The sequence below is a fragment of the Blautia difficilis genome, from assembly GCF_014297245.1.
GTDB classification, from domain to species: Bacteria; Bacillota; Clostridia; order Lachnospirales; family Lachnospiraceae; genus Blautia_A; species Blautia_A difficilis.
Genome location: NZ_JACOQG010000007.1, coordinates 16,660 through 29,886 on the forward strand (window position 1 = coordinate 16,660; position 13,227 = coordinate 29,886).

Sequence of the window (13,227 nt, forward strand, 5' to 3'; positions counted from 1 at the left end):
ATATCATTCTCCTTAGTTCAGCTGGTAAACCTCTGCAGACTGAAGTCCAAAGCTCAAAGCATCTGAATGATTATCAAAGAAGATATCTACATGTCCGTAGGGAGTTCCCAGATCCTCTACTGTATACACATTTCCGTTGATCAGAAGCTGAGTGCCAAAAGGAACTCCCGCCATAGCAACAGTACGTCCGGCTGTGGGAACTGTTCCGCTGGCTGTCAGATTACCTGCTGTACCACAGCACTGCGCACAATTACAATAGGCTGTCAGAGTAAAATTCCCAAGATACTTACCCTGTCCGGAATTCGTACTTTCTGAAGAAGACTGGTTCTCTGAAGCATCTGAGCTGTCCTCTGTGTTTTCTGAGGACTCCTCTGTATCTGAAGTATCCTCTCCGGAGTCCTGGCTTTCATAGTTCTCCTCTGCATCGTTTTCCTCTGTGGTATCTTCCTCATAATCCGCTGTATCTTCTGCTGCGTCTTCTTCAGTGGTATCCTCCTCACCGGAAGCTTCCTCCGCAGCAGCTGCTTCTGCCTCAGCTCTTTCCTGGGCTGCTTTTTCCGCCTCTGCCTGCTGGATCAGCTGTGCAATACTATTGTCTGCACTGTTGATCTGCGCTGTCAGTGCTGCCGCTTCCTCCTGGCTGGCACTGATCTGTGCTATATAAGAAGAGATATTATCGCTGGTACTTGCAGCCAGTTCCTGCACTTCCTGCTGTTTAGCAGAACGCTCCGCAAGAAGATTGTCAATCGCTGTTTTCTCTTCCTGGGCTGCCGTTTTCTGCTCCTTAATCGTCTCCTGAAGCTTCTCATATTTATTCAGCATAGTTCTGTCATACTGGGAAATCTTTGAAACACTCTCTGCTGTATTGAGAAATTCTGCCAGATCTTTGGAAGAAAGCAGTGTCTGCAATGCTGTAGTTCCTCCATTTTCATACATATACTGAATACGCAGCTTCATATCTTCATACTGCTTATCAGAAGCTTTCTGGGCTTTCTTTAATTTCTTCTGAATATCTTTTAACTGGTTTTCTTTTTCACCTGCCTGAACGCTCAGATCAGAAATCACATTGGTAAGCTCCTCATACTGCGCATTCAGATCTGAAAGATAATCCTCCAGTTCCTGTTTCTTGCCTTCCATTGCACTGATATCAGCCTGAGCCTGGGCAAGTCCTGCCTCTGCCTGCTGTTTCTGTGCCTGCATATCTGCAATTTCACCTTCTGTGGCATATGTAACTGTTATATTAGAAAGAACAAACAAACCTGCCAACAGCAATGAAATAATCTTTTTCTTCATAAACAAATCACCTTTCAAGTTTTTCTGAAGGTAAGTATAACATAAACCGTAAAAAAATCAACACTTTTCCTTAATTTTTGTAACAAATACGTAACATTTTCTGCATAAAAAGACTGCTGTGATTGATTTTTCGTCTCCTCACAACAGTCTTTCTAAAGCAATTATTCTTTTATTTATTCCTCTGCAGCAACAGCTTCCTCTTCCGGCTCAGCCAGTATAGCTTCCTGATATTTGCTCAGAATGATAGTCTGAATCCGGTCACGGGTTCCGGAATTAATCGGATGGGCAATGTCCCTGTATTCTCCATCTGCTGCCTTTCGGCTTGGCATAGCAATAAACAGACCTTTTTCGCCCTCGATCACCTTAATATCATGTACCACAAACTCATCATCTATGGTAATAGACACAACCGCCTTCATCTTTCCTTCTTTTGCTACCTTCCTCACGCGCACATCAGTGATATTCATAATGTTTACTTGCTCCTTTCAATCTGCCAGACATTTCTGACGGTTTTTATTTCATTAGTCAAACGGATAAAATCATCCGCTTCGCCACATGCTCATAACCGATTTACAATACATAACGATCGTTTTTCTCTACAACGATTTTTACTTCGCCCTCACCACAGTAATAGGAGTTGGCACGAATCGTGTCTCTGCTTTCCACAATACAGTTTTCAATATGCGTATTGTCTCCCAGATATACATTATTCAGAATAACAGAATTCTTGATCACACAATTATTTCCCACAAAGACATCTTTAAAAAGAACAGAATTCTCAACTGTCCCATTAATAATACATCCACTGGCCACCAGACTGTTCTTCACCTGGGCGCCCGGATTATATTTTGCCGGAGGCAGGTCATCAATCTTTGTCTTCACGGTTGGCTCCTGTTTAAAGAAATAATTACGGATTTCCGGCTTCAGAAAGTCCATATTTGTTTTATAATAAGCTTCTGCTGTAGAAATATTGCTCCAATAAGAATCAATCTTATATCCATAGATTCTCTTCAGGTTCTTGTAACGGATAAGAATATCCTTTACAAAATCATGGCGTCCCTCTAAAGCAGCTCTCTCGATCAGCTCAATCAGCTGTCTGCGGCGGATCACATAGATTCCTGTGGAAATTGTATTATAAGAAGACACCATAGGCTTCTCTTCAAATTCCTCGATTCTGCAGTCCTCATTCATACGGAGTACACCAAACCGCTCAATCTCCGCCGGATCCTCACAAGTAGTGCATACCACTGTAACATCTGCCCGTTTTGCAATATGATATTCCAGTACTTTATTGTAGTCCATTTTATAGACACAATCACCGGACGCAATTACCACATAGGGCTCATGGCTGCTTTTCAGGAATTGGAGATTCTGATAGATTGCATCTGCAGTGCCCTGATACCAGAGGCTGTTTTCCTTGGTAATCGTAGGTGTGAATACAAAAAGTCCTCCCTGTTTTCTGCCAAAATCCCACCATTTGGAAGAACTCAGATGTTCATTCAGGGATCGGGCATTGTACTGTGTCAGCACTGCTACTTTCTGAATATGAGAGCTCGCCATATTGCTCAACGCAAAGTCAATGCTTCGATAGCTTCCGGCAATGGGCATAGCTGCAATTGCTCTCTTATTTGATAATTCTCTCATGCGGTTATTATTGCCGCCCGCTAAAATAATACCTATTGCTCTCATTTCCCGTCACCATCCTTTGCTGTGATCACCTGTCCGCCTGCCAGTTCTCCATTCGGATAATCCTCCGGGGTAGTCACACCTGATATAGCAGTGTTTTTACCAATTTTTACATTGTCCGGAATCACACTGCGTTCACCTACAGTGGCAATTCCAAAGGCATAAACTGCCGGCTTTGCCACATTGGGAGCTTCCTCTCCGCAGCCCAGAACAACATGATTACCTATAATAACATCTTCTGCAATGATCGCTTTGTCCATCTGTACGTTCTCTCCCACCACGGAATTGCGCATAATAATGGAGTCACGGATCACACTACCCTTTCCAATAACAACATTAGGGCCAATCACAGAATTATGTACTTCACCATAGATCTCAGAACCTTCACCTATAAGGCACCTGTCTGTAACAGCCTCTGCTGAAATGTACTGAGGCGGAATAATATCCCCTTTTGTATAAATCTTCCAGAACTCCTCATAAAGATTAAATTCCGGAATAATATCGATCAGTTCCATATTGGCTTCCCAATATGAGCCAAGAGTCCCTACATCCTTCCAATATCCGTTATATTCATAAGCAAAAAGTCTCTCACCTTTTTCCTTACAATACGGAAGAATATGCTTTCCAAAATCACAGCCATTCTGATCCTTCAGAGAGACCAGTGCCTCCTTCAATGCAGGCCAGCTGAAAATATAAATACCCATGGATGCAAGATTACTGCTTGGATTCTCTGGCTTCTCCTCAAACTCGGTGATCCTTCCCATATCATCAGTCACCATAATACCGAAACGGCTTGCTTCCTCCATAGGTACAGGCATACAGGCGATTGTCACATCTGCTTTATTTGCCTTGTGAAAATCAAGCATCACCTCATAATCCATCTTATAAATATGGTCACCGGACAAAATCAGGACATAGTCCGGATTATACTGTTCCATGTAATCCATATTCTGAAAGATCGCATTGGCCGTTCCTGTGTACCACTCACTGCTTGTACTTTTTTCATATGGGGGAAGTACAGTTACACCACCCTCGTTTCTGTCAAGATCCCACGGAATACCAATACCTATATGTGTATTAAGCCTCAACGGCTGATACTGTGTTAATACGCCTACTGTATCGATACCCGAGTTAATGCAGTTACTTAAAGGAAAGTCTATGATACGATACTTTCCGCCAAAAGCAACTGCAGGTTTTGCTACTTTTTCTGTCAGTACGCCCAGCCTGCTGCCCTGGCCGCCAGCTAAAAGCATGGCTATCATTTCTTTCTTTATCATGCAATCACCTCTTGTATGTTATGATTTTCTCATTATACCACACTTCCTATAGTTAGTGAACATTTTTTACAATTTTTCTTTCTGTTTTTTACTATTTTTAGAGCTATTGTATACGTCTTTTTTTGACACGCTTCGATTTTTCTTATATTTATTATGCATTTTTTCTATATATTTATCTGTTTTTTGTATTTTTTTGCCATATCCTTGCCATCATAAAAAAAGATATAAGCGAAAGACTTTTCATTTTTCTTTTCCGGGAGTATAATAAGCCCAAACCAAAATAAGGAGAACCATATTATGTATCAGATAGATTTTCACAAACCGCTGCATATCCATTTCATTGGCATCGGCGGAATCAGCATGAGCGGTCTGGCCGAGATTCTTCTCCAAGAGAATTTCATTATCTCAGGTTCCGATTCCAAGTCCAGCCCTCTGACACAGGCACTGGAGAAAAAAGGTGCCACTATTTACTACGGTCAACGTGCTTCCAATATCAGTGATCAGGTAGAACTGGTAGTTTACACTGCTGCCGTTCATCCGGATAATCCCGAATATGCCTGCGCAGTACAAAAGGGACTGCCAATGCTTACCCGTGCAGAACTTCTGGGACAGATCATGCGCAATTACGAAACTCCCATTGCCATTTCCGGAACTCACGGTAAAACAACCACCACTTCCATGGTATCTCACATTCTCCTGGAGGGAAACTGCGATCCTACCATCAGTGTCGGCGGCATTCTCCCTGCGATCGGAGGCAACATCCGTGTAGGCGAATCTGAAACCTTTGTCACAGAAGCCTGCGAATATACCAACAGCTTCCTGAGCTTTTTTCCAAAAATCAGTATTATCCTGAACATAGATGCCGATCATCTAGACTTTTTTAAGGATATCGATGATATCCGTCATTCCTTCCGCCGTTTTGCCCAGCTTCTTCCTGCTGACGGAACTCTGATCATTAATGCAGACACGCCCAGATACGAAGAGATCATCCGCGACCTTCCCTGCAATGTGATCACCTATGGTCTGGAACAGGATGCAGATTATCAGGCAGGGGATATTACCTATGATAAATATGGTCACGCTTCTTTCTCTGTTCTTCGTCATGGTGTAAAAGTAGGAAGTTATTATCTGAAGGTACCGGGTATCCATAATGTATCTAATGCATTGGCAGCAATTGCCCTGGGACATCTTCTTGGACTTTCCGAAGATGTGATCATCAAGGGTCTTGGAAGCTTTACCGGTACTGACCGCCGTTTCCAGTATAAAGGCCAGGTGGTAGGTGTTACTATTATTGATGATTATGCACATCACCCAACAGAAATCGAAGCTACCTTAAACGCAGCCCACAACTATCCTCACAATAAAGTATGGTGCGTATTCCAGCCTCATACATATACCCGTACCAAAGCACTTCTGCCGGAATTTGCCAAAGCACTTACTCTGGCTGACCATGTAGTTGTAGCCGATATTTATGCAGCAAGAGAAACCGATGATCTGGGTATTTCTTCCGCAGATCTTCAAAAGAGGATCCAGGAACTTGGCACTCCCTGCGAATACTTCCCGACTTTTGATGAGATCGAGAATTTCCTTCTCTCCAACTGCCAGGAAGGCGATCTGCTTATCACTATGGGAGCCGGCGACGTGGTAACTATCGGCGAACAACTTTTAGGTAAATAGAGTTCTGTTCTGCAAACCCGGTACAAAAAATCAAGGGACCGTCAGGATTTTCATATCCGGCGGTCTCTTTTTTACTCCCAAATTCAGAATCACTTTTTTCAATTTCCGGTATATTTATCCCAAAGTTATAAACAAATTGTTCCACATCTTCTGCCTGTGTTTTTTTCCTCTTTTTTGCACTTATCCACATTATCCACATGGTTATACACATTTTATGTCTCCCATTATTGTGGATTTATATGTGTATAAATCATTTAACATAATTCGACAGTTTTCTTAACGTAAATTCTATGTTCTTCGCCCAAAATCGTTATTTTTCAAGTTTCCAATAATCATTTGCATTTTTGCTTTTCCACATTATCCACATTATCCACATTACTACTCTCTTCCTTCTCAACAGCGCCACTTCATCAATCTTTCCTCTGGCACAAAAATAAAGGTTGTGCTATAATTCAGATGATATTAGGGTCAAAAATCAATATGACCATAAAACAGGAAAGTGAGCAGATTCATGACATCCATCACATTACAGACTGCTTCCCCCCGGGAAGTCACAGTCCTAACCAATGATTTTATAGACAACTATATGCCCAGAGCCAACGGGGAATTTGTAAAAGTATACATCCATCTTCTCCGTCTGCTGTCTGACGGAACCACTCCGTTCAGCCTGGAACAGATGGCAGATCATTTTTTCTGTACAGAAAGAGATATCCTCCGCGCCCTGAAATACTGGGAAAAGGAAAAACTCCTGATTTTAAATTGTCAGGACAGCGGCGAAATTTCCTGTATTACCCTGACCGAACCCAAAAAGCAGAATAAAAATTCCATCCTGCCTGCACCTGACCCCATCCCTGATTCTGCACCGGCTTCTGTTTCCTCTCTGACCCCTGACCGTGTGAAAGAATTGAAACAGAACGATGAGATTGTTCAGTTACTCTATATTACAGAACAATACCTGGGCAAAACTCTGACTCCCACAGAAGTTAAAAAGATCATGTTCTTCTATGATGAGCTTCATTTTTCCCCGGATCTCATAGAATATCTGATTGAATACAGTGTCAGCAGAGGACATAAGAGTATTCGATACATAGAAACTGTGGCGCTTGCATGGGCCAAAGAAGGAATCTCCACTGTTACCATGGCTAAGGAAACAAATTCCCAGTATAACCGAGAATATTACATCATCCTGAAAGCTATGGGGATCAGCGGCCGAAATCCTGTAGAAAACGAAATTTCTCTTATGGACACCTGGCTGAAGGATTATGGTTTCACACTGGACATTGTCCAGGAAGCCTGCAGCCGTACGGTTCTGGCAACCGGTCAGCCCAGCTTCCCCTATGCAGACAAGATCCTCTCTGGCTGGAAGGATAAAAGTGTCAAAAATCTTTCCGATATCCGCCAGTTGGATGCCCAGCGTCAGCAGCGTAAACTGGAAAAAGCATCTAACAAAAAAGACACAGCTGCTAAACCTGCCAGTCAGAACCGATTCAATAATTTTCATCAGCGAAAATACGACTTCAACGAATATGAAAAGAAATTACTGAACCAGTAAAGAACCATATCACCTAAAGATATACAGAAAAGGAGGCAGTTCATGCCTTTACAGAACTATCAGTACGATAAGATTATGAGGGAATACAGCAAGACTCAATCCAGAAACCGTCGTCTTCTGGAAGAGCATAAACAGGAGATCTACGCCAAAATCCCCCGGATCAGAGAAATCGATGAAGAAGTGGCTACTTTAAGTACACAGAAAGCCAGAGCCTTGCTAAGCGGACAGGCTTCCGGTACCGAAGACCTGAAAGCAGCAATCTCTCTCCTGTCTCAGGAGCGGACTGCCTTACTTGTATGCAATTCTTATCCTGAAGATTATCTGGAGCTTCCCTACACCTGCTCCCTGTGTCAGGACACGGGTTATGTGGGAGATAAAAAATGCATCTGCTTCAAGAAGGCTGAGATAGAATTACTCTACACACAGTCCAACTTAAAAGAAATTCTCAAAAAAGAAAACTTTGAGCACTTTTCTTTTGACTACTATTCTGATACAATGAGAAACGAAGCTACGGGATTGACCGAAAGAGAAACCGCCAAAAAGGCTTTCGATACCGCAAGAAATTTTGTAAGGACATTTGATTCTTGTTTCGAAAATCTTTTTCTCTACGGAGATACCGGCGTAGGCAAAACCTTTCTCTCCCACTGCATCGCACAGGAATTACTGGATACAGCCCACTGTGTCATGTACTTCTCTGCCTTTGATCTTTTTGATCTCCTTGCAGATTCCAAATTTTCCAGGGAAAAAAACGAGGGTGCAGAATTTATACTTGACAGTGATCTGCTGATCATCGATGATCTGGGAACCGAACTGACTAACAGTTTCGTATCTTCTCAGTTGTTTTTATGCATAAACGAGCGAATCATGCGCAGAAAATCAACAATTATTTCTACAAATCTAAAACTTGAAAATTTCTCGGACACCTATTCCGAGAGAACCTTTTCCCGGATAGCCAGCAATTATCGTATGGTAAAGCTGGAAGCCAAAGATATCCGGATACAGAAAATATTCTTAGGAGGAAAATAAAATCATGTCACAGGCAAATACAAAGGATTTAACTACACTTCCGGTGGGCAGACTGGGTCTGATCCCACTGATCAGCTGTAAGGATCTGGGAGAAAAAGTCAATGACTGGCTGATCCAGTGGCGCAAAGAACGTTCCCATGATGAACTGGGCTCCTTTGCTTTCGAGGGTTATCAGAGAGATTCTTATCTCCTCCCTGTCCAGACAGCACGTTTCGGTTCCGGAGAGGCCAAATGTACTATCCTGGAATCCGTCCGCGGCGATGATATCTATATCATGGTAGACGTATGTAATTACAGCATCACTTACAATATCGGACCATTTACCAATCTTATGTCCCCGGATGATCACTTCCAGGACTTAAAACGTGTGATCGGCGCAGTCAGCGGAAAAGCCCGCCGAATAAATGTAATCATGCCATACCTGTATGAAAGCCGCCAGAACATCCGTAACGGCAGAGAATCCCTGGACTGTGCAACTGCACTTCAGGAACTGGTAAGCATGGGGGTAGAAAACATCATCACATTTGATGCCCATGATGCCCGTGTCCAGAACGCAACCCCTATGCACGGATTTGAAACCATCCAGCCTTCCTACCAGTTTATCAAAGCTCTCTTAAACCATGAAGATGGCCTTCACATTGACAATGACCACTTCATGATCATCAGCCCTGATGAAGGAAGCATGAACCGTGCTATCTATCTGGCCAATATCCTGGGGGTAGATATGGGAATGTACTACAAGCGTCTTGATTACTCCAAACGAGTGAATGGCCGCCATCCAATCGCAGCCTACGAATTCCTTGGACCAAACCTTAAAGGCAAAGACATGATTCTCATCGATGATATGATTTCCTCCGGAGATACAGTACTTAAAATTTCCTCTCTCCTCAAAGAAAGAGGTGCAGGTCGAATCTATATCTGTTCCACCTTCGGTCTCTTCACCGATGGTCTGGAAAAATTCGACAAAGCCCACAAAGATGGCGTCTTCGACAAACTGCTCACCACTAACCTGATCTACCAGTCCCCTGAGCTCCTTGCCAAAGACTACTATATCACCTGCGACATGAGCAAATACATTGCCCTGATCATCGACACCCTTAACCACGACCAGTCCATCAGCCAGCTCCTTAATCCTGTGGACCGAATCAACCGCTGTGTAACCAACTACATGTCCCGCTATACTAAATAAACTAGCTTTCCTTCCCAGCAGGAGCGAAGCAATCTGCGCCCCCCAATAGAGCCTCTGCCAAAGCACAGCCAAAAGCGGCAGTTCCTCTGGGGCGATTTGTGCAGGGAGCGTAATAACTCTTAGGTTCGGGAAATCGGCGTTATAAAAAAAATCCGCAACTGTCTGAGCCCATATGGGCGAGTTTTGCGGATTTTTTTATGCAGTTAGCCGATTTTCCAAACCTTAGAGTTATTAGCTCCCGAAACCATGAGCCCCAGAGGAACCGCCGCTTTTAGCGTCCCCCAGAATACTTTTTAATAACTCCCATAGCCAGATTCAATGCCTTAATATCTATTTCTTCCCCTGCAGTCAGACAAACCCTATCCTCATACTCCCTGTATTCCTCCTGCAGATTTTCAAGGGAAACTTCCCTTTCACAATACTCCTGCTGCAGCTCCTCCCTGTTCTTCTTCAGCTCCTGCTGTCTGGACAGCCATTTTGCCTTCATGCGTCCTCTCTTCTGCAGTTCTCTGGCCCCCTTCATCCTTCCGGTTCCAAAGACACATACACCTAAAGCCGCAATCACAAGAATACCTAATCCAAGAACAGCACTGTCCGAAAACACAGTAGCTGCCACAAGCAGAATAATTCCCAGAACAGCAGACAGGATCATCCCTGCAGTATAAAAATCTCTCTTTTTCCTGGCCCTTTCCGTCTTTCTGTCCAGAATAGCTACTCCCGTCTCATCTCCAGGCCGCATATGAAGAGAATTCTCTTTTTCCTCAATCTGATTCAGATTACCCTTAAGAGTATTCATCTCTCTCTGGACATGCTCCACATTTGTCAAAAGCTTCTGCAGCTCCCCTTCCTCATCCCTGTGCCTTCTCTCCTGCTGAACCAAAAATCCCTTTCTGGACATTTTCAACATCTGCATGGCACGCTCCAGATTCAGCGAATCTCCGGCTTCCTTTTCAGGCTCTCCCTTCATCCCGGAAAACCTGCCAGTCTCCATCAATGCCTGAATTCCATAATATAAGGCTTTCTCCTCTGTTTCTGTTCTGTTCTTTTCAGGAAAATATCTGATATAATCTCCGATCAGAGTCCCGCTGTATTGCTTTTCCATCATCTCCAGGTCATAAGATGGTCTGGACTCATCTACAACTTCTGAAATAATTCCAAAGGTTTTCAGCTTTTCCGGCAGAAGCCAAAAACCGGGAGTCCGGTTTCCCCTGATAAAAATTTTATAAATATTCATTCTGCCCTTTTGAGCCAAATCTGCCTTCAGCATATTTTCCGCAGATGCCTGTGTAGAGTCCTCACGCAGCATCAGCGTGATCTGCTCATAAGAGCGGCAGGCAAAGGGAACAAACCTGATTTTCAGGCTTCCATTCTCCAGTTCTCCCTCCATATAGCCATGAGGTCCCATATCTTCCCTGTCCACAGGTTCCAGTGCCCCTGCATAAGCAGCTTTGTCCGGAATCAAGATCTGAGGCTCATGGATATGCCCCAGTGCAATATAATCAAATCCTGCACCGGATACTGCTCCCATATTTACAGGAATATGCTTTGCATCTCCCCCATGAGCCAACAGAATATGGATTCCCTCCTCTGCCCGTGGACTGACAGAATCATAAAGGGGTTCCTCTATTTCCTGGTGTTCATAGCTGAGCCCATAAATATAGACATCCAATTTCTCATCCTTCACACAGGTTAGCTCTTCTTTTTCGAAAAAAACCACGTTAGACGACCACTGAAATCCTCTGTAAAAAGAATTTTCTTTCAGGTAATCATGGTTTCCCGCCATCAGATAAACCCGGGTATCCGGTATGGAAGAAAACAAATTATTTACTTCTTTTAACTCACGCAGCAGCGGCTGACGATGGAACAAATCTCCTGCTATAAATAACAAATCCACCGGATTCTCGCGGATGCCCGCAATAACCCGGCGGAAAGTTTCCCAGATTTCTTCCTCTCGCCTGCTGCTCCAGGAACAGCCTCTGTCAGGGACTGCACCTAAATGTACATCTGCAAGATGGATAAATCTCATGCCAATCTCTCTTTCTAAATCAAACGGATAAAATAATCAGACTATACTTACAGGTCGCAATTCTTAACAGTTCTTGGGAATGGGATTACGTCACGAATATTTCCCATGCCGGTAAGGTACATTACGCAGCGCTCAAATCCCAGCCCAAAACCTGCATGACGGGTAGTACCATATTTACGGAGATCCAGATAGAAATCATAATCTTCCTTTTTCAGACCCAGTTCATCCATACGCTTTTCAAGCTTCTCCAGATCATCCTCTCTCTGGCTTCCTCCAATGATCTCTCCAATTCCCGGTACCAGACAGTCCATAGCTGCAACTGTTTTATTATCCTCATTCATTTTCATATAGAAGGCCTTAATTTCCTTCGGATAGTCTGTGACAAATACTGGTTTTTTGAAAATTTCCTCTGTAAGATATCTCTCATGCTCAGTCTGCAGGTCGCAGCCCCAGAATACCTTATAATCAAATTTATCGTTATTCTTCTCCAGAATCTCTACAGCCTCTGTGTAGGTAACATGGCCAAACTCAGAATTTACCACATGATTTAATCTGTCCAGAAGTCCCTTATCTACGAAGGAATTAAAGAAATTCATTTCCTCTGGGGCATTCTCCAGAACATAACGGATCACATATTTCAGCATAGCCTCTGCCAGATCCATATTGTCATTCAGATCAGCAAATGCACATTCCGGCTCTATCATCCAGAACTCTGCTGCATGGCGGGTAGTATTGGAATTCTCAGCACGGAAAGTAGGACCAAAGGTATAAACATTGCGGAATGCCTGAGCAAAAGTCTCGCAGTTTAACTGTCCGCTTACTGTCAGATTGGTCTCTTTTCCAAAGAAATCCTGAGCATAATCAATTGCTCCCTTATCATCCTTTGGCACATTATTCATATCCAGTGTAGTAACCTGGAACATTTCTCCTGCTCCCTCGCAGTCACTTCCTGTAATCAGAGGAGTATGCACATATACAAAGCCCTGTTCCTGGAAGAATTTGTGAATTGCATAGGCACAGAGAGAACGAACGCGAAATACTGCCTGGAAAGTATTGGTACGTGAACGAAGATGTGTGATCGTTCTCAGATATTCCAGACTATGACGTTTCTTCTGCAGCGGATAATCAGGTGCTGAGGTTCCCTCTACAACAACCTCTGATGCCTGGATCTCAAAGGGCTGCTTAGCCTGTGGTGTAGCTACAAGGGTACCCTTTACAATGATGGCAGCACCTACATTCAGTTTACAGATCTCTGCAAAATTCTCCATAGTATCATGATAAACAACCTGAAGGGTCTCAAAAAAAGTACCGTCATGAAGCACAATAAATCCAAATGTCTTGGAATCACGTACGCTTCTGACCCAGCCGCCTACGGTAACCTCTTTATCCAGATACTGTTCTCTGTTTTTATAAATTTCTTTTACTGTTGTTAATTTCATCTCAATATTTCCTCTTTCTCCCATTATCAAACGAATATTGCTAAAAAGACGAAACGCTGTTA

At 43.3% G+C, this 13,227-nt stretch carries 11 protein-coding genes; 4 read left to right on the forward strand and 7 right to left on the reverse strand.

Going from position 1 to position 13,227, the window contains the following annotated elements:
* Positions 1 to 12: 12 nt before the first annotated feature.
* The 4 genes from H8Z82_RS06125 to H8Z82_RS06140 form a co-directional block, all read right to left on the reverse strand.
* Positions 13 to 1,293, reverse strand: a complete 1,281-nt coding sequence (locus tag H8Z82_RS06125; RefSeq protein WP_186994587.1) for a PcsB-like coiled-coil domain-containing protein — start codon at positions 1,291 to 1,293, stop codon at positions 13 to 15.
* Between the two features lie 173 nt (positions 1,294 to 1,466).
* On the reverse strand, positions 1,467 to 1,760 hold the full coding sequence (gene spoVG, locus H8Z82_RS06130; protein WP_019160558.1) for a septation regulator SpoVG: 294 nt from the start codon (positions 1,758 to 1,760) through the stop codon (positions 1,467 to 1,469).
* Between the two features lie 103 nt (positions 1,761 to 1,863).
* Positions 1,864 to 2,982, reverse strand: a complete 1,119-nt coding sequence (glgD, locus tag H8Z82_RS06135) for a glucose-1-phosphate adenylyltransferase subunit GlgD (RefSeq protein WP_173742625.1) — start codon at positions 2,980 to 2,982, stop codon at positions 1,864 to 1,866.
* Positions 2,979 to 4,256 (reverse strand): glucose-1-phosphate adenylyltransferase, encoded by a 1,278-nt coding sequence (locus tag H8Z82_RS06140; protein WP_019160556.1) that lies wholly within the window; start codon positions 4,254 to 4,256, stop codon positions 2,979 to 2,981. Before H8Z82_RS06140 ends, glgD begins: the two co-directional genes overlap by 4 nt.
* A 297-nt stretch (positions 4,257 to 4,553) precedes the next feature.
* Between H8Z82_RS06140 and murC the strand changes: the two genes are divergently transcribed.
* Complete coding sequence (gene murC, locus H8Z82_RS06145; protein WP_186994588.1) at positions 4,554 to 5,933, forward strand: UDP-N-acetylmuramate--L-alanine ligase; 1,380 nt, start codon at positions 4,554 to 4,556, stop codon at positions 5,931 to 5,933.
* On the opposite strand, the gene H8Z82_RS06150 is transcribed toward murC, so the two are convergent.
* Positions 5,905 to 6,144 (reverse strand): hypothetical protein, encoded by a 240-nt coding sequence (locus tag H8Z82_RS06150; RefSeq protein WP_186994589.1) that lies wholly within the window; start codon positions 6,142 to 6,144, stop codon positions 5,905 to 5,907. The two genes, murC and H8Z82_RS06150, sit on opposite strands and share 29 nt — an antisense overlap.
* 300 nt (positions 6,145 to 6,444) lie before the next feature.
* Here H8Z82_RS06150 and H8Z82_RS06155 point away from each other — a divergent pair, with 300 nt between their 5' ends.
* Genes H8Z82_RS06155 through H8Z82_RS06165 form a run of 3 tightly spaced genes read left to right on the forward strand, consistent with a single transcriptional unit; the run spans position 6,445 to position 9,700 of the window.
* Positions 6,445 to 7,485, forward strand: coding sequence for a DnaD domain protein (locus H8Z82_RS06155; RefSeq protein ID WP_019160553.1), 1,041 nt, complete (start codon positions 6,445 to 6,447; stop codon positions 7,483 to 7,485).
* Positions 7,486 to 7,527: 42 nt separating this feature from the next.
* Complete coding sequence (locus H8Z82_RS06160) at positions 7,528 to 8,511, forward strand: ATP-binding protein (protein ID WP_186994590.1); 984 nt, start codon at positions 7,528 to 7,530, stop codon at positions 8,509 to 8,511.
* A gap of 4 nt (positions 8,512 to 8,515) precedes the next feature.
* Entirely contained in the window at positions 8,516 to 9,700 is a 1,185-nt protein-coding gene (locus H8Z82_RS06165; RefSeq protein WP_019160551.1) for a ribose-phosphate pyrophosphokinase, read from the forward strand.
* 271 nt (positions 9,701 to 9,971) lie between these two features.
* Here H8Z82_RS06165 and H8Z82_RS06170 read toward each other — a convergent pair whose 3' ends face one another.
* Together H8Z82_RS06170 and asnS are read right to left on the reverse strand one after the other, a co-directional pair.
* Positions 9,972 to 11,726 (reverse strand): metallophosphoesterase, encoded by a 1,755-nt coding sequence (locus H8Z82_RS06170; RefSeq protein WP_186994591.1) that lies wholly within the window; start codon positions 11,724 to 11,726, stop codon positions 9,972 to 9,974.
* Positions 11,727 to 11,773: 47 nt separating this feature from the next.
* Positions 11,774 to 13,165 carry an asparagine--tRNA ligase gene (gene asnS / locus H8Z82_RS06175; RefSeq protein ID WP_019160549.1) on the reverse strand — a complete coding sequence of 464 codons (1,392 nt, stop codon included), beginning with the start codon at positions 13,163 to 13,165 and terminating at the stop codon, positions 11,774 to 11,776.
* Between the last annotated feature and the right edge of the window lie 62 nt (positions 13,166 to 13,227).

Coding starts and splice junctions, on each gene's coding strand:
- H8Z82_RS06160 (WP_186994590.1), top strand. CDS start 7,528: ATGCCTTTACAGAACTATCAGTACGATAAGATTATGAGGGAATACAGC.
- H8Z82_RS06165 (WP_019160551.1), top strand. CDS start 8,516: ATGTCACAGGCAAATACAAAGGATTTAACTACACTTCCGGTGGGCAGA.
- H8Z82_RS06125 (WP_186994587.1), bottom strand. CDS start 1,293: ATGAAGAAAAAGATTATTTCATTGCTGTTGGCAGGTTTGTTTGTTCTT.
- glgD (WP_173742625.1), bottom strand. CDS start 2,982: ATGAGAGCAATAGGTATTATTTTAGCGGGCGGCAATAATAACCGCATG.
- H8Z82_RS06150 (WP_186994589.1), bottom strand. CDS start 6,144: ATGTGTATAACCATGTGGATAATGTGGATAAGTGCAAAAAAGAGGAAA.
- H8Z82_RS06170 (WP_186994591.1), bottom strand. CDS start 11,726: ATGAGATTTATCCATCTTGCAGATGTACATTTAGGTGCAGTCCCTGAC.
- H8Z82_RS06140 (WP_019160556.1), bottom strand. CDS start 4,256: ATGATAAAGAAAGAAATGATAGCCATGCTTTTAGCTGGCGGCCAGGGC.
- asnS (WP_019160549.1), bottom strand. CDS start 13,165: ATGAAATTAACAACAGTAAAAGAAATTTATAAAAACAGAGAACAGTAT.
- spoVG (WP_019160558.1), bottom strand. CDS start 1,760: ATGAATATCACTGATGTGCGCGTGAGGAAGGTAGCAAAAGAAGGAAAG.
- murC (WP_186994588.1), top strand. CDS start 4,554: ATGTATCAGATAGATTTTCACAAACCGCTGCATATCCATTTCATTGGC.
- H8Z82_RS06155 (WP_019160553.1), top strand. CDS start 6,445: ATGACATCCATCACATTACAGACTGCTTCCCCCCGGGAAGTCACAGTC.